A 20,367-nucleotide genomic window follows, 5' to 3' on the forward strand; every position below is an offset into this window, starting at 1 on the left:
ATGGAAGTGCAGGAGTTTATCGGCAGGATGACCGGAGGCTTGGCGCAGCAGGACCGGCTTCTGAAATTCGATACGCCGCTGGCTGCAAACACGTTGCTACCGCAGCGTGTTTTCGGTCGTTCGCGCATTGGCCGTAACTTCGACTTCACGGTCGACCTAGTTTCCACGTCCGATGACATTGAACTCAAATCACTGATTGCACAACCGGTCACCCTCTGGATTCAGCAGGTCGACCGCTCCTACGCGGCCCATCATGGCTACGTGAATACTGCGCGGCGACTTGGTTCAGACGGCTCGACGACAAGCTATCAGCTCGCGTTTTCTTCCTGGATGCATTTCCTGCGCTTTCGCAAGGACGCGCGAATCTGGCAGGACAAACCCGCCGACGAGATTCTCACCGACGTATTCAATCAGCATCCGCAGGCTCAGGGCGCGTTCCGGTTTGCCCTGAAAGCGCCTCTGCCGCAGCGCTCGTTTTGCATGCAATACGAAGACGACTGGAACTTTTGCCATCGCATCTTGGAGAGCGAGGGGCTCTTTTTCTGGTTTGAACAGGCCGACAATGGCAAGGCTCACACCATTGTCGTCACGGATGATTTGGCGTCGTTGTCGCCACTCGCAAGGCTCGACGGACAGCCCGTAGAGTTCTACCGCGCCGGTACCGGTTCCGAGACGAACGCGCTCGTGCAGTGGTCGGGCACGCGTACGCTCCACAGTACCTCGGTTACCACCCGGACCTTCGACTACAAGTCACCCTCGGTCACGAACCCGAAGGCGACAAACGTTCCTACGCTCGAGACGCACGGCGACCTTCCGCAGCAGGCCGAAGTCTATGAATACACTGGCGCCTATTCATGGAAAGAGCAGACGCACGGCGACCGGCTTTCCACCATCCGGATGGAGGAATGGGAATCCCGCGTAAAACGGTTTCACGGCTCTGGCGCCGTGCGCGGCATGGATGCGGGCGGTTGGTTCACCCTCGCCAACCATCCGGTACACGACCAGGGCGACGCGCCGAGCCGCGAGTTCGCAGTGATAGAGACGACATGGTTCGTTGAGAACAACCTGCCGGTTTCCAGCAACGCGCCTGACTTTCCGCACAGTCTGAAGTCGCAAATCGACGAAATCAGGCAGGCCAATGTCAGTACCCGCACCACGGAAGCTCTGGCAAAAGGGGGCAACGTCCAACGCTTGACGACGGCTGCGCGAAACGTGTTTTCGGTCCCGCACGCCGATGGCAGCGATGGATTCTTCCTGGTTCAGCTCGAGGCACAGCGCCGCTCGGTGGCGTTTCGTAGCCCGTTCGAACATGCTAAACCAGCAATGCACCTGCAGACCGGGACCGTAGCGGGTCCTGCCAACGAAGAGGTGTACACCGACAGCCTGAACCGTATCAAGGTACGCATGCACTGGGACCGCCTGAATCAGGGCGACGAGCGGGCATCCTGCTGGATGCGTGTCGCACAGTCAGACACGGGCGGCGGATACGGTGCCGTGCATGTCCCCAGGATTGGTGAAGAGGTCGTCGTCGACTGGGTAGGCGGGGATTGTGACCGGCCGATTGTCACGGGGCGCGTATACAACGGCGCGAATGCTCCACAGTGGCATTCGAATGGCCTGCTTTCCGGATTCCGGTCCAAAGAGTACGGCGGAAGCGGATTCAGCCACCTCGTGATGGACGACTCGACCGGCCAGAATCGCGTGCATCTTTATTCGTCGAGCACCGGCGCACACCTTCATCTGGGTTATCTCATCGCCCAAACGGGTAACACGCGCGGCAATTACCTTGGCAGCGGCTTTGACCTGAAGAGCGACGCGTACGGTTCCGTGCGTGCCGCGCGCGGGTTGATGCTCACCACGCAACCTGCTGCACGTGAGCCGCTGGACGCGACATCTGCAAGTCAGCAGCTTGCAGGTGCCGAAGGCGTCCTGGATTCACTCTCGACGGCAAGCGAAACGCATCAGGCGGCCAGTCTGAATGACGGCAGGGATGCGCTCAAGGCATTCAACGATGCCACCCAGTCCAGCGTGGATGGCGCGCATCTGAGGGTTGCCGCGAACGCGAGTGCCGAAGATTCCACCCGCGGTGTGGCGAGCAATAGCTCAGGCGGTCGTACTGCTGGCGGCGGCACCGGAAAGGCGAACACGTTCAAGGAACCGGTGATACTTCTCACCAGTCCGGCTGGTATCGCGCTCTCGACGCAGAAGTCGACGCATCTCGGGGCCGATGAGCAGCTCAATATCGTGAGCGGGCAGAACACCCACATCGCCGCGGGAAAGTCGCTTATCGCGAGCGTCGCGCAAAGCCTTAGCCTGTTCGTGCAGAACGCAGGCATGAAGCTCTTCACCGCGAAGGGTAAGGTTGAAGTGCGCGCGCACTCGGACAATATCGAGGTAACCGCGCAGAAGTCCCTCAAGCTTCTTTCTGCCACGCAAAACATCGAGGCTGCGGCCAGACAGGAGGTTCTTCTAACCTCCGGCGGCGCCTATATCCGCATCTCCGGCGGCAATATCGAGATTCATGCGCCGGGCATGATTGACATCAAGGGCAGCCAGCACTCGTTCAACGGACCGGCCAGCCAACCGTATGACCTGCCTGCGCTACCTGCCGGCGAGCTGCACAACAAGCTTGAACTGAATCTCGCCGATGATTCGCTGAAACCCATCCCGAATGCGCCGTACAAGGTTATGTTCGAAAACGGTGGGGTGATGTCCGGCAAGCTCGATGCGAACGGCTATGCGGTGCTGCACAATGTACCGCCCGGCTCCGTGAAAGCATTCTTCGGTGAAGATGCGCGCCCCTTCGCCCAGGCACCGCTTCCTGCTGCAAAAGACCTTGCGCCGGACGACGTTCTGAAAGAACTCCACGCGGCGGGCCATGGTGAAATAACTCAGGACAATCTCGCAAGTCTTTTTAACCGTTTCTCGGGCCGGCCGGACGTGCAATGAGCGACAACGACCAACAGGCGATTGAAGACGCGGTTGAGCAGATTGGCCTTTCGATGGCTTCGAATGCCTTTCCGCTCTTCTACGTCGCTCAGAACGTGTACGACACAAGCGAGAGTGTCTGGACGGTGTGGAACAGTCGGGACAGCACCGACGAAATGGTCAAAGTCGAGGCGGGCATTGACCTCGTGTTTGCCGTGGTCGGCTGGGTGCCGGTGGTCGGCGCCGGCGTGAAGCGCACGTTCCGGCTGGTCAATCACAAGTCCGACATTTACGGCCCGCTTCTTTTCGATATTCTCCGGCTGGTACTGCAGCGCGCCGGGGTGCAGACAAGCCCCGAAGAACTCGTTGACAAGCTATTCGACGCCTCTGGCCTGAAGACCGTACTGACCGGTGCGCGCGAGCATATCGAGAAATCGTGGCTGTTCAGGGAAATGCCAACGGCGGCGCAGGCGACATTCAGGCAGGCGCTTATCTGGGTCGAGACCAATCTGCCCTACTGGCTTGCCCAGTTCCTGGAGCGCAAGCTTCTCCATTGGAAGAAGAAGCAACCGAACTCTTCGGCAGAGACGACGCTTGAGCGGCGGAAAGAGACGGAAAAGCCCGGCAAGGTGGGCGTCGAGGCCGAAGAGGGGCATAACCGTCCGTCCAAGTCGTCAAGTCCGGGCGTGGTCAATGCGAAGCTCGCAGTTGTCGACATCACGACAGGAATCACAGGCATTCTCGGTGAGCATATCGCAGACTATTACTGCTATGAGAAACTAGGCTGGGGCAGCGGCTGGGAGTCACACGACCAGGGGTTGATGGGGCGATGGTCGCGGGAGCCAGGGGCCGAGGTGCCCGGTAAGCTGAACGACCGGGGCAAACTCAACAAACTGTTCGACTTGCGGCCGCGAGGGCACGGCATTGACGGTGTATGGCGGACGAATCCAGCAACGAACGAGGGCAAGCCGTTTGCCATCGTCGAAGCGAAGTCGTCGAAGGTCGATAAGCCAATGGCGGACCCTGAGGCGAAACGAGGTATGGCCCCGAAGCTTGGGCTGGCATCGCGTATCAAGGATGCGGTCCGACCATCCGCGGATGAACTGATTGAGCCGCCCAGCGCAGTGGCTCCGGGTGCGGCACAGGCACCGTCGGGCACGGGAGGCAAGCCTGGTGGTGGTCGCAGACGACCTCAAAAGCAGGCGCCTCCAACTGACGGCACTGAGGGCCGAGCTGCACCTCAACAAAGTACCGGCAAGATTGTACAAATGAGCCATGAGTGGGTAGAGCAGAACCTTGGCGGGGCCGTCACCGAACAGCTTGCCTCGAAAATCCAGAGGTCCGGATACTCCCGGCACCTCTTGTACGTGCCTTTCTATTTACCGGCTGCCGTCGAGCATGAGGCGGCTTTGATGAAGGGTGACGAGCATGGTCATACGGACCATGCCTTACCTCCAACACATCACTACCACGATACGGAAGTGGAAGCAGCGGTACAGAAAAAACTCGGCAGGCTACGACAACGGGTCTAAGCGATTACGAATATGGATGAATTTGAATCAACCAGACGCCAACGATTCTTGAGCAAGCAGTACTACGACTGGCTGCTGCCGCAATTGACCGACGAAATCGAATATTGGTCTTCTCATGAATCGCCCAACGGCTCAACTGAAATTGAGCGGAAGGCGCTCGCGGCAAGACTTCGCTCGTCGTACGTGCATCGTCGATTTTTATTGCGGTTTACGGCTGGTTCGAGCTTGGCCATGTTGCGCGATGAGTTGCCTCTAGTTGTCGAATCACTGGAGCAATACACCGCGCTACGACGTGCCTCGCTCAAGGACAACGGGTACCCGCCGCTGATGTTCGGTGAGATTGACGAGTATGAGAGAGCTATGCAACTCATTAGTCTCTGCCATCTGTTGCATCGCACCGAACTGCTCCAGCGCATTGCGGATATGCTCGACCCTTTCTATCGTGCGCAAGACACGCTTTATGAGGACTTGCTAGCCTACGGCCTGGACGGGCGGTTCGATGTAGACAAGTGGTTTCACGATAAGCCCTATAAGCATCTTATCAATAGCATGTATCGGGACAGCCAGGAGGAAAGTGTCGTCGACATCGAGGCATATCTTGATGCCTGGTACCCAGCCATGAAGATGGCTCCTTGGCACGATAGTCATATCAAAGCGAACGAGCATGAAGGCGGCGCGTACGTTGGCTATTGGGCCATCGAGGCCGCGGCCGCCACCTATCTCCTCGAACTCGACGACACATCGTTTCGTAACCACCTCCTGTATCCGAAGGATTTGACGGACTTCGCGCGAGCGTTCGAGGTACGACAACAACCCCAGTCTGCGGAGGCCGGTGCCGGACCGCTGACGGTTCGCACCGGCCAGATTTGCCCTGAAACAGGCATTTGGAACGCAGCTGGGCACAATGTGCCTGGCGTGATGGTGCGGCAGGGTGAAGTGATGCCCGATGTCTACGTTCCGGATGCACGAGGAACACTCAAACCAGCACCTGCCACATGGGCCTTCGAACGCAAGGCGTGAACGTGCGCAAGCTCGCCAGCAGGCAAGCCTTCTCTACTTGAAAAGCCTGAGTGTTGATTTGCACTGAATCCGGACCCAGGATTTGCATCGAATACTGACCCACCCTTTGATCCAGTTTTGGGGTTCAGGTTGGGTGTTTCGGGGTTCGTTTTCTCTCCTTTTCAGGCTGTGTCGTGCTGTTCCTGAAACGATAGCTATCGTTGCCGGTTTCTACAATGTGGCAGTGGTGTGTGAGCCGGTCGAGCAGCGCCGTGGTCATCTTCGCGTCGCCGAAGACGTTGGCCCACTCAGAGAAGCTCAGATTGGTTGTGATGACGACGCTCGTGCGCTCGTAGAGTTTGCTCAGTAGATGGAAGAGCAAGGCGCCCCCGGTCTGGCTGAACGGCAGATAACCCAGTTCGTCGAGGATGACGAGGTCGGCGTACATTAGACGCACAGCCAGTTGCCCAGGCTTTCCAGTCAGCTTCTCCTGCTCAAGCGCATTGACGAGTTCAATGGTGGAGAAGAAACGCACGCGGCTTCGATCATGTTCGATCGCCTGCACGCCAATCGCCGTCGCCAGATGCGTTTTGCCCGTGCCCGGTCCGCCGACCAGCACGACGTTGTGTGCCGATGTCATGAACTCACACCGATGCAACTGACGCACGGTTGCTTCGTTGACATCGCTGCAACCGAAGTCAAAGCCGTTGAGATCCCGATACGCCGGGAAGCGGGCGACCTTCATCTGATAGGCCAGTGAACGTACCTCACGGGCCGCCATCTCCGCCTTGAGCAGACCTGCCAGAACTAGCGATGCCGACTTGTACGCGGGGGAATCCTGCGCGGCCAGCTCGCCAAGCGCCTGGGCCATGCCGTGCAGCTTCAGTGACTTGAGCATTTCCATCATGGCGTCAGGCTGCATGATGATCCTCCCGGCCTCTCAGGTCGTCATAACGGCCGACGTTGGCTTGCGGCTCGACGCGCAGGGCGAAGGCCTGGGGCGTCTGCAGCGGAGGCACGGGAGCCCCGTCAAGCAGCCGGCTCAGGACGTTCATCACCGTTTGCTTTGAGGGCGCACCGGCCTCAAGTGCCAGCTCGACGGCGGTGAGTACGGCCTGTTCGTCGTGCAGCAGCACCAGCGCCAGTATCTCGACCATCTCCCGGTCGCCACCGGCGTGCTTCAGCAGGATTGTCTGCAGCCGCTTGAAGGCGGCAGGAAACTCTGCGAACGGCGCGCCGTTGCGCAATGCTCCAGGCTTGCGCTGCAGGACTGCGAGGTAATGACGCCAGTCGTAGATGGTTTCTCCGCGATCATGGCTGCGGTTGATACGCCGGACGTGCTCCGCGATGACCTGCCCTTCGGCGACGAAGACGAGCTGGGCCGCGTAGACGTGCAGGCTGATGGGCCGGTTCGCAAATGCCGCCGGCACGCTATACCGGTTGCGGTCGAAACTCACCAGACACGTGGGCGAGACGAGTTTGGTGTGCTCGACAAAGCCGTCGAATGCCTGGCCGACCGGCATCAGATGGGGTCGCTCGACCGACCACGCGTCCCAGATCGTTGTGTCCTGCTCAGGGTGCTGCGTCTGCTGCCAGAGCAGGACACACTGGTCGGCCAGCCAGTCGTTTAATGCAGAGAGCGAACCGAACGCCGGCACGCGTTGCCACAGCCGGTGACGGCTGTCCTGAACGTTCTTCTCGATCTGCCCCTTCTCCCAGCCTGAGGCCGGATTGCAGAATTCGGCGTCAAACAGATAGTGACTGACCATGGCGCTGAAGCGCGCGTTGACGTCCCGCAGCTTGCCACGACGAACCTTGTCGACAGCGGTCTTCATGTTGTCATATATGCCACGGCGCGGAATGCCGCCCCACGCCACGAACGCGTGGTAGTGAGCGTCGAACAGCATCTCGTGGGTTTGCAGCAGATAGGCCCTCAGGAAGAACGCCCGGCTGTGACTGAGCTTGAACTGCGCAACCTGCAACTTGGTGCGCTCGCCGTTGATCACGGCCCAGTCCTCGCTCCAGTCGAACTGGAATGCTTCTCCGGGTGCAAAGGTCAGCGGCACAAAGGTGCCACGTGCTGCGCTCCTTGCCTGCTCCTGCTGCTCCTGTCGCCAGCGGCGCGCAAAGGCGGCGACCCGGTCGTAGGACCCTGTGAATCCCAACACGGTGAGGTCAGCGTAAATCTGCTTGAGGGTTCTGCGCTGTTTGCGCGGCCGGTTTGCTTCCGTCTTTAACCAGCCGGCGAGCTTGGCCGCAAATCCGTCGAGCTTGCTCGGGCTCTGCCGTTCCGGATAGGTGGGCACTACGGTGCCGGCACGTATATAGCGCCTGACGGTGTTTCTTGAAACGCCAAGCCGTTTGGCGATCTCGCGTAGCGAGACATGATCGCGATAATGCCAGCGTCGGATGATGCTCAATATTGCCATGTCGATCACTCCGTTCTCCCGCTAGCTGCACAGCGGGCCAGTGTGTTCCACGTGGGTCAATATTCGATGCAAATCACCGTGTCAGGTGGGTCAGAATTCAGTGCAAATCAACAGCTCTGCACGTTTCGGTGAATCGCGCGATGGCCATTCTTGATGCTTTGCAGCCGTCGCAACGTCCGAACGCGCCGACGGTCGATGGTCCGGACGATTTCTATGCGAAGTTCGATGAGTGGCTCGTCCACATGCGGCCGCCTCGGTCTTCTCGACCCCAAGGAAATTGGCGGGCGCCGCTGCGCAGCGGGAAATAATCTGTGTTGGCGCGGCTGTTTGCGGAAAACCTTGGAAGCCAAGCGGGACGGCGCGTAAACGCTTCTAACTCTGGAGCCGGGCGAAATCAGCTTGACGGCATTCCCACGAGAATTTGAGCGCCTTGAATGTGGCCAGAAGCGTTTACGCTTTTCCTAGGCCATTGATTTCACGCCATGTTTTGGCCATATGGTCTGCAACCTCGATTCTGTAAACGCATCTATTTCCGCTGCGCATAGAGGGTTTTTCTCACGGACCTCGGCAATCGCCAATGTCGCGCTACGCGGCGTGAGTAGAAGTAATAGAAAAGTTTGTCAAAGGGCGCTGAAGCGGTTTTCAGCGCCCTTTTGTTTGCAACGATTGCTGACGGTTTAGCTGTCGGCAGCGATCAAAGCTCCGGCCGCGCCAGATCGCTGGCCACGATATGCTCGCCATAAACCTGCGCCGCCGCGACCGCTTCCAGCTTGGTCGCATACGGGCCCAGTTCCGGCGCGCCGTCGAACGGAAACAGCACGCGGCCGTCGGTGGTTCGAACCACTTTCAACACGCCGAAGAAACGCCGGTAGCCGGCTAGTTTGGACGTCGCCGATACATCGAACTCGTCTTCCGACTTCGCGGGCACGCTGGGAATAAAGGCGGTCTTGCTCATACCTGAAAACATCTCTTGTTCAATGGGGCGGCATCTGCGCGGACGGCCCAACTGCGCCCGGTTGTCCCGGCAAGACATTCACCGGCGGCCTTCATTGTCTCAAATCCCAGCGGACTTGGTCGGCCGTCCGGCATGCGTGTTCGCCACCCACGTTCTCAAGCGCCGCTCAACGCCGCCGCATGTTCGGCCGCCAGCGCGACATCCCGCTCATTCACTCCGACGAAACTCGGCCGCGAGCAAATGCGCTCGACGTATGCCAGCAAAACCGGCGTTTCCGGCACCAGCTTGAACATCATTCCCCAGTGCAACGCGATGCCCCACAGAATGTCCGCCGCCGACAGCGTGTCCCCTAGCAAATAAGGCGATGTTTGCAACTGACTCGCCAGCGTGCCGATCATCGAATCGAAATCGCCATAGGGCGACGTGGCGAGCGGCGCCGGTTCACGCTTCATTGCCTTGTCGACCAGCGCCGGTTCGTAGCACGCCGCGTAATACACGAGCCAGCGCAGATACGGACCGCGGCGCGGATCGTCGAGCGCCGGGGCGAGGCCCGCCGCCGGAAACAGATCCGCAAGATAGATGAAGATGGCCACCTGCTCGGTGACCAACGCGTCGCCGTGAAGAATCGCCGGCACCTTGCCGAGCGGATTGATGGCCAGATACGGGGCCTTGCGCTGCTCGCCGGCCTTCATGTTCAGCACCTTCAGTTGATACGGCGCGCCGAGCTCTTCGAGCAGCGTGAGCGCGCTGACGGAGCGGCATTGCGGTGAATGGAACAGGGTGATCGTGCGATCGGTAGTCATGGCGAGAAGTCTCCAGGAGGACGTCATATAGGAAAACCGGCAAGAACGGGGCACAGCGAGCGCCGGACTGCCTTCATCCTATGCCGCCATACCTGTCAGTTTCTGTCAGGTATGACTACACTTGAGCGAATGAGAGCCAGCCGCCTTCTTTCCATCCTGATGACGTTGCAGGGACGTGGCCGTGTCACCGCGAAGTCGCTCGCCGACGAGTGCGCGGTCTCGCTGCGCACCATCTATCGCGACATCGACGCGTTGAGCGCCGCCGGCGTGCCGGTTCATAGCGAGCGCGGCGCGGAAGGGGGTTATCGCCTGCTCGATGGTTATCGCACACGCTTGAACGGGCTCTCGTCGCAGGAAGCGGAGTCGCTGTTTCTGTCAGGTTTGCCCGGGCCGGTGCAGGCGCTCGGTCTGGGCGCCGTGATGGCCGGCGCGCAAACCAAGCTGCTCGCCGCGTTGCCGGTCGAGCTGCGCTCCACCGCCGAGCGCATGCGTTCGCGCTTTCACCTCGACGCGCCGGCCTGGTTCTCCGACGCGGATCAGCCCGCACATCTGCCGTTGATCGCGCGCGCGGTGTGGGAGCAGCGTCCGCTGCAGATTCGCTATCAAAGCTGGAAGGCCGAAAAATTCCGGCGGATCGAGCCGCTCGGTGTCGTGCTAAAAAGCGGCGCGTGGTATGTGGTCGGACGCTTCGATGCGGACGTTCGCATCTACCGGATCGCGCGCATTCTCGAACTGAGTCTGCTCGACGAGACGTTCGAGAGGCCGCTCACGTTCGATCTCGCCACCTACTGGCAGGACAGCACGCGCCGTTTGTCCGAGGAGCTGTACGCGAATGAAGCCACCTTGCGTCTTTCGCCATGGGGCGTGCAGATGCTCGAGGCGTTCACGTCGCCGTTCGCGCGCGCGGCCGCGACAATCGGCGAGCCCGATCCTGTGGATGGCTGGCGCACCGTGACCTTGCCCGTCGGTTCGACGAGACAGGCGTGCGCGGAATTCCTGCGTTTCGGCAGCGAGGCGGAAGTGCTGGCGCCGCTGGAATTGCGCGAGAAGATCGCCGAAGTCGTCGCGGCGCTGCATCGCCGTTACGGTCAATGAACACGCTGGGCGCGTGCGTTTCAAGCATGCCCATACGTCGCGTTATATGTCCTATATATGACAAAAATACGGCTATCGTCACGCCAAAGTCATCCGCGCTGCCTAGAGTTTGCCCCCACCAAAACGGCACTACTCAGGGGCAAAAAACATGTCACAACGCAGCAGCTTGCGTGCTTTATTCATGGTCGTTTGCGCGGCCTTGATCGGGGTGATCGTCGCGGCGTGCGGTTCATCGTCGTCGTCGATCAAAGCGGCCGGACAGCAGCAGATCAAGCACGTGTTCGTCATCACGCTCGAAAACGAAAACTACGCGACCACCTTCGGCGCGAACAGCAAGGCGCCGTATCTGGCGCAAACGCTCGCCTCGCAAGGCGCGATGGTGCAGCAGTACTACGGCACCGGCCACGTGAGTCTCGACAACTACATCTCGATGATCAGCGGTCAGGCGCCGACGCCGGACACGGACAACGATTGCGTCACCTACGAAGACTACAAGCTCACCGGCATGACGCCGGACGGCCAGGCGATCGGCTCGGGCTGCGTGTACCCGGCGAGTATCAAGACGCTGCCGGACCAGTTGAAGGCGGCGGGCTTCACGTGGAAGGGCTATGAAGGCGACATGGGCAACGACCCGACGCGCGAAGCCGCCACCTGCGGCCACCCGACGCTCAACACGACCGACCTGACGCAGACGGCCGAAGCGCCGAGCGCGGCGGTGCCGTTGGGCGATCAGTACGCGACGCGCCACAACCCGTTCATGTACTTCCACTCGATCATCGATTCGTCGGACTGCGGGCAGAACGTCGTGAATCTGAACAAGCTCACGACCGATCTGCAATCCATCTCGACCACCGCCAACTTCAACCTGATCACGCCGAGCCTGTGCGACGACGGTCACGACTCGCCGTGCGTGAACGGCCAGCCGGGCGGCCTGACGAGCGCCAACACGTTCCTGCAGAAGTGGGTGCCGATTATCACGGCGTCGCCGGCGTTCCAGCAGGACGGCCTGCTGATCATCAACTTCGACGAGAGCAGTTACGCCACCGTGACGCAGACCGCGTCGAGCGAGGACCTGATCTTCTCCGGCGCGACCTGCTGCAGCCAGCAACCCGGGCCGAATCTGGCGCCGTTCCCGCAGACGTCGTCGCTGACGTACAAGGGCTTGACGATCAACCTGACCAAGCAGAGCTTCGGCGGCGACCAGACCGGCGCGGTCATGATCTCGAAGTTCATCAAGCCGGGCACGGTGTCGACGGTGCAGTACAACCATTATTCGATGCTCAAGAGCATTGAAGACATCTTCCAGTTGGGCTATCTCGGTTACGCAGGGCAGGCGGGTCTCGTCGGCTTCGGCAGCGATATCTTCACGAACCTGTAAGCGACCCGATGCAGTTTTCTGTCATGCGATTCACGGTGCGCGCTGCCGCGCGATGGGCGGCGTTGGCCGGGTTGATGGGTGCCGCGCTGCCGCCTTGCGCGGCAGTGGCGGCAGCGTCGGCGGCCGTTACAAGCAACGCGTCGGCAACGTCAGCGCCGCAGCCGGCTTCGGCCAATGCGAAGCCCGTCTACAGCGACGCCGCCGCGCTCGGCAAGCTGATGTTCTTCGATGCGTCGTTATCAGCCTCGGGCAAGATGTCGTGCGCGAGTTGTCATAGCCCGTCGCACGCGTACGGGCCGCCTAACGGCCTCGCCGCGCAGTTGGGAGGCCCCGACATGCGCTCGCAAGGTACGCGCGCCGTACCGAGCCTGCGCTACGTGCTGAACCGCACGCCGATCTGGAGTCACGCGCAGGCGGCCAGCCTGTCCGAGCGGCTAAGCGAAACCGACAACGCGCCGGTGGGTGGTTTCGGTTGGGATGGACGCTTCAACCATCTGCACGATCAGGCGAGCTTCCCGCTGTTCAATCCGGACGAAATGGCCAACAAGGATCCGGCCTCAGTGCTCGCGAAGCTGGAACAGACGCCGTACGCGGCGCGGTTCAAGGAAGTGTTCGGTCAGAACATTTTCGCGGATCGCACCAAGGCGTTTGCGCAGGCGATGTATGCGATCGAGCGCTTCGAACTCGAAGACCCGAGTTTTCATCCGTATACCAGCAAGTTCGATGACTACCTGGACGGTAAATTGCAACTAACGGCACAAGAATTAAGAGGCAAAAAGCTGTTCGACAGTCCGACGGGGGGCAATTGCGCCTCCTGCCATATCGACCAGGTGGGTGTCGACGGCTCGCATCCGTTGTTCACGGACTTCAATTTCCAGGCGTTAGGCGTGCCGCGTAATCCCGAGCTGCGCGCGAATGCAGATCCGAAGTACTTCGACATGGGCTTATGCGGGCCGCTGCGCACCGATCAGGCTAGCGACAGAAGCAACTGCGGGCTCTTCAAGTCGGTGTCGCTGCGAAACACGGCGACGCGCCAGGTGTTTTTCCACAACGGCCGCTTTCACACGCTGAAAGACGCACTGCGCTTTTACGTGCAGCGCGACACCAATCCGGCGAAGTGGTATCCCAAAGACGCGCATGACAAGGTCGATAAATTCAACGATCTGCCGGTCGCGCTGCGCGTCAACGTCGATACGACCGACGAACCATTGACCCGCAAAGCCGGCGAACGCCCGGTCTGGTCGGAACGCGATATCGACGACGTCGCCGCGTTCCTCACCACGCTGAACGACGGTTACGTGCCGACACCCAAACGCGCGAAATAAACCGCGCCAACCACCCCGACGCCGATCATTCTTAAGACGAATTTCGGCGTTTGGGTGCCTCATTTGGGGGCAGAGCTATAATGCGCGAATCCTTTTTCTCTTTCGTCCACCGTTATGAGCCGATTACTTTGCCTGATCGTGCTTTCGCTCGGCCTGGTGCAGACCGCAACGGCTGACGAAAACAGCGATCGCATGTCCGCGTATCTGACGCGGAAATTCGGTCTGGCAACGGAAAAAGCTCAAAAGATTTCCGACGCGGTGCAGTCCGCCGCGTCGAAATATTCCCTCCCGCCGGCCTTGCTGCTGGCGATCATCTCGATCGAATCCCGCTTCAAGGAAAAAGCCAAGGGCGCCAACGGCGCAACCGGGCTGATGCAGGTCGTGCCGGGCGCGCATCGCGGCTTGCTGCGAAACGTGAAGGATCTCACCGAGCCGACCGCGAACATCGAAGTGGGTTCGGCGATTCTGTACGGCTACATGCGCTCCGCGAACGGCGACCTGAACGCGGCGCTGAAGAGTTACGGCGGCTCGAAAGCCTACGCGCAGAAGGTGAGCTTGCGCGTGGAAGACTTCGCCGCGGTCGCTCCGCCGCAAGATGCCGCTCCGCATCCGGGCGCGCAGGGCGGCATGTGCGAAGCGGATCGCTGCGCGACGTCGGACAATTGGGTCAATGCGTTTACCGTGCCGGCCGTCAGTGCGATGGGCGGCAGCGGCCCGGCCGCAACGTCGAACTGAAAATTCCTTCCGGCCGCTTTCTCGCGGCCCTGAGCGACCTTGGCGCCGCGCGCCGATCTCTCTTTCTCTTCTTCCTTGCTTGATGGCTACCCGCCTCGGCGAGTGATCTTCTAGCGTCAAACGAGCCGACATCGACCGTGTGCTGCGTGCTTTTTACGCACGTCAGGCAACCGCTCTACAATGCTTTCCCATTCGCGCTCGCGCAGCGCCACCCTTCCGAACGACCATGCTGACCTTGTTTTCCAGAACCACCGCCACAGCGCTGCTCGGTCTGCTGACCCTTGCCGCCTGCAACACCACGCCGCAGCCGAAATTCCAGCAGGAATTATTCGAAACCGGCGCCAGTCCGTACGCCCGCAATTTCAATTCGAGCACCACCGATACCTGCGAAGCCGCGCGTCGCGCGTTGTTGAGCCAGGGCTATCTGACGACGATGACGCGCACCGATACCGTCGACGGCACGAAGAATTTTCAGCCGACGGGCGATACCCACATCGTCGTTGAGTTTCATGTGGTCTGTACGCCGGGGGAAGAGGCGAGCGATACAAGCATCGTTTACGTCAACGCCGTGCAGAACGGTTTTGCGCTGAAGAAAAGCGACACCTCGGCAAGCGTCGGGTTGAGCGTGCTGGGCTCGCTGTCGTTGCCGATCCGCTCGAACAGCGACGCGATGGTCAAGATTTCAAGCGAGACCATTCCGTCGGGCAAGTTTTACGATCGGTTCTTCGGTCTGGTCGATCATTATCTGCAGACGGTCGTGCGTACGCAGCCGGTGGTGAGTAACCGCATCGAAACACGGCTATTGCCGATGCCAGTCGAAGTCACGACGCCGACGCCAACGCCGGTTCCAGTTCCCGACTTGCTCGATGCCCTCGACAAGGCCGCCGCGGCGCAGCCGGCGAGCGGAGCGAGCCTCGCGCCGTGAGGTGAGGTGTTTACCGGAGTCGATGTGCGTCGGTAAACGTAACGGCATTCATGCATTAAAACCGTAACACTCATCGAGCCGAAGGCTGATCAAGCGTTGTTCAGCCTTCAATCTCATCGCGATGCGGTACTTATCCTATGTCTTTTACTTCTTTCGTATACATATGTAGTAATAGTTAACAAGGGTTAACCCCTTCTGTGGATAACTCCCAAATGTTCTGTCACATCAAGGTCATGCAAACTCTCAAACCCTGCGGAACACGTCTGTAGAAAAACTACAAAGCTGGGATAACTTTGATGGGGCTTGGCTGCCGCGTCGTCTTATCAAGAATCCGCACACAGGCTGTTCCATGGCCTATCCCGAAGTTATTCATAGGCAATTGTGGATAACTCTGATGGGCGGCCCAATTTTCATCCTCTGGGCAGCACGTTTTTCATCCCTCCCTAGCGCTCGCCAGCGTACATACCGTCACGCACCGCACGCGCACTCTGAAGCTGGACGGTACGAAGATTGCGTGTCTGTTTTTGCAAGCGCAACTGTTGCTATTTCGTCGAAATCATTTCGGCAACGCCGATCCAGGCATAGAGTTAAAGTAGTTTCTGAAGTTATTGGTGCAGTGCGGGGGTGTGTAATGAAACGCAGAACAGCACGACAGCTTGTCCATCTTCTCTCGGATATCCGACATGCCACCCATTGCACCACGCTGCGGGCGGCAGCTACCAACCGGGCCATTGCCCTTGCCGCCGCGGAACACGACGCGGACAGCGCGGATCGCGACGACACCGACAATACCGACGACAACGCCGAAGCCATACGCGACGCTCATCACGACAAGCCGATCCGGAGTGGATCATGAGAACCGCGAGCGAACGATCGCTGCGTTTTCTGGTGGAAAAATGGCTGGCGCCGGCGTCGACGGAATCGGTTCACGTGACCGAATTCAGCCGCACGCGCCTGGGCGGCCGGCGCTATGTGCGCGTGGAGACGTCGCTCGACGCGGTCTCGAACTCGCGCGGGCTATTTTTCTTTCGTCACGATGACGGCTGCTGGTGTGTGTTTCCGCCGACGGCGGATACGCCCAGTCTGTTTGCGCATCCGCGAGCGGCTTGACTGCAAATCTGGCGGCACAAGACGGCTGAAAAGCACAGCGGTGTCACGGCCACGACGAAGCGGGCCAACCGCCGAACGTACTACGCCATCAGGAAGACGCGCGAGGCAAGCGTTCTCGCCCGCGCCCCCAAACCGGCATCACCTGACACACGATCAACCCCGCCAGCATCAGCGCGCATCCGAATAGCGCGCGCGTCGACAGCGTTTCGCCGAGCACCAGCCAGCCGGCCAGCGCGGCGAACACGCCTTCCATACTGAAGATCACTGCGGCATGCGACGGCGCCGCATGCTTTGCCGCGACCACTTGAATCGTATACGCGACGCCCACCGACAACGCCCCGCCGTACAGGATCGTCGGCGCGGCGCGCGCGATCACCGCGAGACTGACCGGCTCGACGACAAGGCCAACCGCGAGACATGCAATCCCGCACGTTACGAACTGCACGAGCGCCAGCATCAAGGTGTCGTGCCGTAGCGCGAACCGGCCGACCAGCATCATCTGTACGGAAATCACGAGCGCTCCGCCGAGTTGATACCAGTCGCCGTACAGCATCGAAAAATGCTCGTCGACGCTCAGAAAATACATGCCGATGGCCGCGAGCTTTGCGCCGAGCCAGGTGCCGACGCCTGTGCGATGACGGAACAGCACACCCAGCAGCGGCACGATCACCACATAGAGCGAGCTGATGAACCCCGCGTTGGCGATCTTCGTGTATTGCAGACCGATCTGCTGCAACGAGATCGACGCGGCCACCACGAGGCCGAGCAGCATCCCGGCGCCGAGCAGTTCACGAGAGCCGCCGGGGCCGCGCTTCGTCAATTCGGCCAGCGCGGGGCGTCGTATGCAAACGATCAAGGTCAGCACCACCAGCGCGCCGAGCAGGAACCGCAGACCGGTGAACAGGAACGGGCCGATCGCGTCGAGACTCAGGCGTTGCGCGACGAACGCGGAGCCCCAGATCATCGCGGCGACCAGCATCAGCAGATTGGCGCGTAGGTGTTGGCGGGTGTCAGTTTTCAAAGCGGGTCTTTCGAAAAATTGATGCGGCAGCAACGCGGCCGAAGCTGATCTGCGGAACGCGCCGCGCGGTGTGCGGCAGTGTCCCGCATTGTCCTTTACGACGCAGCGTCTTTCACCGGAACCGAAACCGGCAGCGGCAACGCGGGCAGCGTCATCACGAAGCGCGCTCCACCCGACGCCGCCGACTCCAGCCGCACATCGCCGCCGTGAACCAGCGCGACGCGTCGCACGATCGCGAGGCCGAGACCGAAACCGCCGGTATGCCGGTCGCGGCTCGAGTCGAGCCGATGGAACGGTTCGAATACGCGCTCGCGATCGGCGAGCGGAATGCCGGGGCCGTCGTCGTCGACGGTCAGCACCAATGCGCCGGCCGCGCCGATTTCAGCGCGCAGCGAGATGGCCTGCCGTGCGTAGCGCGTGCTGTTGCGGATCAGATTCAGCAATGCACGCGCGACCAGTTTCGGATCGCAGACATGATACGTGGGCTTGCCCTGAATTCCCCCCGCCGTCGACACCGACAACACCAGCGACCGATCCGCCACGTCGTCGGCCATGCTCGCGGCCACGCTATCGAGCAGCTCATCCACCGACACCCGCATCAGCACCAGATGATCTTCGCCTTGCTCCAACCGGCTCAAGGTCAGCAGTTCGGTGACGAGTTCGTCGAGTTCACGCACGTCCTGCCGCAGCGCCATCTGACGTTCGCGCTGCCGATCCGGCGACTCCGGCGATTGCAGCAACGCGAGGCCGAATTCGAGCCGCGCGAGCGGCGTCTTCAGCTCGTGCGAGATGCCGTGCATCATGTCGCGCTGATGCAGGATCGACGCTTCGATCTGCCGCGCCATTTCGTTGAATTGCTGCGACAACTCGTAGATGTTCGACTTACGCGACAACTGCGCGCGCGTCGACAGATGGCCGGAACCGAACGCGCGCGCCGCGGCTTCGAGCTTGCGCAGATCGCGCCAGTGATAGTGAACCCACAAAATCACCGACAGCAGGATAGCGAGCGCGAACAAGCCATAGGCGAGCGCCTGGATGTCGAGATTCGACACTTCATTGCGCTGCGCATACAGGACGACGCCGTCCGGAAGCGGCAAGTAGTAACTCGTCGCGTCGTCGTTCAGCACCAGCTTGCCTTCGCGCAATTCACTCCAACTGTGCTCGGACAGCAGGGGTCTGACGTCGGCGAGGCTCAGTAGCGTGAAGCCGTTGCGGCCGTGCTTTTGCAGTTCGGCCAGGGCTTGCGCCCGCTCAGCGCCCGCGTGTCGTTGCAGGTAATCGCCGAGTACGAACGCGTAGGCGCTGTCCGCGGCGCGCTCGATCTCCGTCACGCGGCCATGGAACAGCTTCCCGAACGATTGATTGATGAGCACGATCGCAATGGCGCCGCCGATTAGCACCACCAGATAAAGGCGCACGAGTGAGCGCAGCATTTATTCCTCCCACGCTGATGGGCTGAACAGATAGCCGCGTCCCCAGATCGTCTTGATCTTGTGCGGTTCGGGCGACGCGTCTTCGAAACGCCGGCGCAGCCGCGAGATGCCGGCATCGACCGTGCGATCGATACCGTCGAATTCGATCCCGCGCAGTTGCTTGAGAATGTCGTCGCGACTCAGCACGGTGCCGGCGGCGCGCGCGAGGATCAGCAACAGGTTGTATTCGGCGGTTTTCAGTTCGACCGGCTGACCGCGCCAGTTCACCGCGCGATCGGGCGGCGAGATCACCAGTTCGCCGAAGCTCAGCGTGTCGTCCTGAGTAGACGGCGCCGCGCCTTCCGCGGGCTGCGCGCGCCGCAGCAGGGCACGTGCTCGCGCGACCAGCACGCGAGGTTCGATCGGTTTGAGGACGTAGTCGTCGGCGCCCGTTTCCAGACCGGCGATCTGGTCGTACACATCGACGCGCGCCGTCAGGATCAGCACCGGCACACGCGAAAAGCTGCGAATCCGCCGGCAGACTTCCATGCCGTCCAGATTGGGCAGCATCAGATCGAGGATCACCAGCGCCGGCTTGTGTTCATGCACGGCGGCCACCGCCGTATCGCCTCGCCGCACGATCGTCACGTTGAATTCGTAGCCGTTCAGATATTCCCCGATCAACTGCGCGAGCCGATCGTCGTCCTCGATCAGCAGCACGCTGGTCTTGAGGGGGCGTCGTTCATAGAGGTCTCCACTAGCAGGCGCTGATTCTATCCGTGCCTGCCTGAGCGGGATACGCCGCGAACACTCTCGAACACTTGAACACAATTGCGCACACATTCCCCCAACTTCAGGACAGACGGGGCGGGGCGGCATCCCTAGACTGCGGTCTCCGTCCCAATAAAAAGATCTGACCGTGCGCAAACGCCTGCTGACTCTGTGTATTCCGCTCTTTGGCCTGACCTGCTCGTCACTGACCTACGCCGAGAACTTTTATACGTTTTCTCTGGCGGGCGGCGTTGGACCGCGCTATCAGGGCAGCCGTGATTACCGTCCGTTCGTCGCGCCGCTGATTGCCGCGGAGTTCAGCAACGGCATCTTTCTAAGCCCGCTCGAAGGGCTCGGCTACAAGCACGACTTCGCCAACGGGATGTACGCGTCGGCGGCACTCACCTACGACTTCGGCCGGACCGATCGCAATCGCGCCGACCTGCCGGGCTCCGATTACCTCCGGGGCATGGGACGGATTCCCGGCTCCGTGATGATGTCGTTCACCGTCGGCGCGCACGTGTTCGGCGAGTCGACCGTCAGCGTCACGCTCGATCAGCCGCTCACCCACACGAGCCACGGCACCAGCGGCCACTTCGACGTGGTGGTGCCGGTGCTGCAAACGGCCGACAACATCATCAATGTCAGCGGCTCGCTGCATGCGGGCAGCGGCCGCTACACGCAGACCTTCTTCGGCGTCACCGACGCGCAATCGCTCGCGAGCGGCTTCCGGCCGTATTCGGTGAAGGGCGGTTTCGACAGCGCGAAGGTGTCGCTCGGCTGGACCTACATGTTTTCACCGCGCTGGTCGGTGCATACCGAAGGCGGCGTGACGCGTTTGCTGGGCGCGTCGGCGAACAGCCCGATCGTGCAGTCGAAGAACAACTACTTCGCGATCACGGCGATCAGCTACCGCTACTGATTCCGTCTGTGGACAGGTTGGCCGGAC

At 60.7% G+C, this 20,367-nt stretch carries 18 protein-coding genes; 10 read left to right on the forward strand and 8 right to left on the reverse strand.

Translation table 11 applies throughout. The features are described 5' to 3' along the window. Genes FA94_RS20770 through FA94_RS20780 form a run of 3 tightly spaced genes read left to right on the forward strand, consistent with a single transcriptional unit; the run spans position 1 to position 5,480 of the window. Positions 1-2,949 (forward strand): type VI secretion system Vgr family protein, encoded by a 2,949-nt coding sequence (locus FA94_RS20770; protein WP_035554635.1) that lies wholly within the window; start codon positions 1-3, stop codon positions 2,947-2,949. Continuing rightward, complete coding sequence (locus FA94_RS20775; RefSeq protein ID WP_035554636.1) at positions 2,946-4,460, forward strand: hypothetical protein; 1,515 nt, start codon at positions 2,946-2,948, stop codon at positions 4,458-4,460. Before FA94_RS20770 ends, FA94_RS20775 begins: the two co-directional genes overlap by 4 nt. A gap of 12 nt (positions 4,461-4,472) precedes the next feature. Further along, the gene (locus tag FA94_RS20780; protein WP_035554637.1) at positions 4,473-5,480 is read left to right on the forward strand and encodes a PoNe immunity protein domain-containing protein; all 1,008 of its coding nucleotides are present in this window, start codon (positions 4,473-4,475) and stop codon (positions 5,478-5,480) included. 124 nt (positions 5,481-5,604) lie between these two features. On the opposite strand, the gene istB is transcribed toward FA94_RS20780, so the two are convergent. The 4 genes from istB to FA94_RS20800 form a co-directional block, all read right to left on the reverse strand. Then, on the reverse strand, positions 5,605-6,381 hold the full coding sequence (gene istB, locus FA94_RS20785) for an IS21-like element helper ATPase IstB (protein ID WP_035546074.1): 777 nt from the start codon (positions 6,379-6,381) through the stop codon (positions 5,605-5,607). Then, the gene (istA, locus tag FA94_RS20790; RefSeq protein WP_156126484.1) at positions 6,371-7,888 is read right to left on the reverse strand and encodes an IS21 family transposase; all 1,518 of its coding nucleotides are present in this window, start codon (positions 7,886-7,888) and stop codon (positions 6,371-6,373) included. Before istA ends, istB begins: the two co-directional genes overlap by 11 nt. Before the next feature lie 694 nt (positions 7,889-8,582). Then, positions 8,583-8,843, reverse strand: a complete 261-nt coding sequence (locus FA94_RS20795; protein WP_035562604.1) for a DUF6723 family protein — start codon at positions 8,841-8,843, stop codon at positions 8,583-8,585. A 155-nt stretch (positions 8,844-8,998) separates the two neighbouring features. Continuing rightward, positions 8,999-9,646 (reverse strand): glutathione S-transferase family protein, encoded by a 648-nt coding sequence (locus tag FA94_RS20800; protein ID WP_035554639.1) that lies wholly within the window; start codon positions 9,644-9,646, stop codon positions 8,999-9,001. A gap of 129 nt (positions 9,647-9,775) precedes the next feature. Between FA94_RS20800 and FA94_RS20805 the strand changes: the two genes are divergently transcribed. The 5 genes from FA94_RS20805 to FA94_RS20825 all read left to right on the forward strand — a co-directional run bounded on the left by FA94_RS20805 (position 9,776) and on the right by FA94_RS20825 (position 15,104). Further along, on the forward strand, positions 9,776-10,741 hold the full coding sequence (locus FA94_RS20805; RefSeq protein WP_035554640.1) for a helix-turn-helix transcriptional regulator: 966 nt from the start codon (positions 9,776-9,778) through the stop codon (positions 10,739-10,741). A gap of 148 nt (positions 10,742-10,889) precedes the next feature. Continuing rightward, a complete protein-coding gene (locus FA94_RS20810; RefSeq protein ID WP_035554641.1) occupies positions 10,890-12,119 on the forward strand; it encodes an alkaline phosphatase family protein in 1,230 nt (409 codons plus the stop codon). Positions 12,120-12,142: 23 nt separating this feature from the next. Next, a complete protein-coding gene (locus FA94_RS20815) occupies positions 12,143-13,444 on the forward strand; it encodes a cytochrome-c peroxidase (RefSeq protein WP_035554642.1) in 1,302 nt (433 codons plus the stop codon). Positions 13,445-13,558: 114 nt separating this feature from the next. Continuing rightward, positions 13,559-14,179, forward strand: a complete 621-nt coding sequence (locus tag FA94_RS20820) for a lytic transglycosylase domain-containing protein (RefSeq protein ID WP_035554643.1) — start codon at positions 13,559-13,561, stop codon at positions 14,177-14,179. A 226-nt stretch (positions 14,180-14,405) separates the two neighbouring features. After that, positions 14,406-15,104, forward strand: coding sequence for a DUF2242 domain-containing protein (locus tag FA94_RS20825; protein ID WP_035554645.1), 699 nt, complete (start codon positions 14,406-14,408; stop codon positions 15,102-15,104). A gap of 556 nt (positions 15,105-15,660) precedes the next feature. Here FA94_RS20825 and FA94_RS38745 read toward each other — a convergent pair. Beyond that, the gene (locus FA94_RS38745) at positions 15,661-15,933 is read right to left on the reverse strand and encodes a hypothetical protein (RefSeq protein WP_156126685.1); all 273 of its coding nucleotides are present in this window, start codon (positions 15,931-15,933) and stop codon (positions 15,661-15,663) included. A gap of 23 nt (positions 15,934-15,956) precedes the next feature. On the opposite strand from FA94_RS38745, the gene FA94_RS20835 reads away from it, so the two are divergent. Next, positions 15,957-16,214 carry a hypothetical protein gene (locus tag FA94_RS20835; protein ID WP_035554649.1) on the forward strand — a complete coding sequence of 86 codons (258 nt, stop codon included), beginning with the start codon at positions 15,957-15,959 and terminating at the stop codon, positions 16,212-16,214. Positions 16,215-16,302: 88 nt separating this feature from the next. On the opposite strand, the gene FA94_RS20840 is transcribed toward FA94_RS20835, so the two are convergent. From FA94_RS20840 to FA94_RS20850, 3 genes are all read right to left on the reverse strand, one after another. After that, a complete protein-coding gene (locus FA94_RS20840) occupies positions 16,303-17,235 on the reverse strand; it encodes a DMT family transporter (RefSeq protein ID WP_035562608.1) in 933 nt (310 codons plus the stop codon). A gap of 95 nt (positions 17,236-17,330) precedes the next feature. Continuing rightward, positions 17,331-18,668 carry an ATP-binding protein gene (locus FA94_RS20845; protein WP_035554651.1) on the reverse strand — a complete coding sequence of 446 codons (1,338 nt, stop codon included), beginning with the start codon at positions 18,666-18,668 and terminating at the stop codon, positions 17,331-17,333. Next, positions 18,669-19,424, reverse strand: a complete 756-nt coding sequence (locus FA94_RS20850; RefSeq protein WP_051981276.1) for a response regulator — start codon at positions 19,422-19,424, stop codon at positions 18,669-18,671. It abuts the gene before it with no gap. Between the two features lie 169 nt (positions 19,425-19,593). Between FA94_RS20850 and FA94_RS20855 the strand changes: the two genes are divergently transcribed. Then, a complete protein-coding gene (locus FA94_RS20855; protein WP_035562611.1) occupies positions 19,594-20,340 on the forward strand; it encodes a MipA/OmpV family protein in 747 nt (248 codons plus the stop codon). Positions 20,341-20,367 lie beyond the last annotated feature (27 nt).

The sequence above is a fragment of the Burkholderia sp. 9120 genome (genome assembly GCF_000745015.1).
Classification (GTDB): Bacteria; Pseudomonadota; Gammaproteobacteria; order Burkholderiales; family Burkholderiaceae; genus Paraburkholderia.

Coding starts and splice junctions, on each gene's coding strand:
- FA94_RS20770 (WP_035554635.1), top strand. CDS start 1: ATGGAAGTGCAGGAGTTTATCGGCAGGATGACCGGAGGCTTGGCGCAG.
- FA94_RS20775 (WP_035554636.1), top strand. CDS start 2,946: ATGAGCGACAACGACCAACAGGCGATTGAAGACGCGGTTGAGCAGATT.
- FA94_RS20780 (WP_035554637.1), top strand. CDS start 4,473: ATGGATGAATTTGAATCAACCAGACGCCAACGATTCTTGAGCAAGCAG.
- istB (WP_035546074.1), bottom strand. CDS start 6,381: ATGCAGCCTGACGCCATGATGGAAATGCTCAAGTCACTGAAGCTGCAC.
- istA (WP_156126484.1), bottom strand. CDS start 7,888: ATGGCAATATTGAGCATCATCCGACGCTGGCATTATCGCGATCATGTC.
- FA94_RS20795 (WP_035562604.1), bottom strand. CDS start 8,843: ATGAGCAAGACCGCCTTTATTCCCAGCGTGCCCGCGAAGTCGGAAGAC.
- FA94_RS20800 (WP_035554639.1), bottom strand. CDS start 9,646: ATGACTACCGATCGCACGATCACCCTGTTCCATTCACCGCAATGCCGC.
- FA94_RS20805 (WP_035554640.1), top strand. CDS start 9,776: ATGAGAGCCAGCCGCCTTCTTTCCATCCTGATGACGTTGCAGGGACGT.
- FA94_RS20810 (WP_035554641.1), top strand. CDS start 10,890: ATGTCACAACGCAGCAGCTTGCGTGCTTTATTCATGGTCGTTTGCGCG.
- FA94_RS20815 (WP_035554642.1), top strand. CDS start 12,143: ATGCGATTCACGGTGCGCGCTGCCGCGCGATGGGCGGCGTTGGCCGGG.
- FA94_RS20820 (WP_035554643.1), top strand. CDS start 13,559: ATGAGCCGATTACTTTGCCTGATCGTGCTTTCGCTCGGCCTGGTGCAG.
- FA94_RS20825 (WP_035554645.1), top strand. CDS start 14,406: ATGCTGACCTTGTTTTCCAGAACCACCGCCACAGCGCTGCTCGGTCTG.
- FA94_RS20835 (WP_035554649.1), top strand. CDS start 15,957: ATGAGAACCGCGAGCGAACGATCGCTGCGTTTTCTGGTGGAAAAATGG.
- FA94_RS20845 (WP_035554651.1), bottom strand. CDS start 18,668: ATGCTGCGCTCACTCGTGCGCCTTTATCTGGTGGTGCTAATCGGCGGC.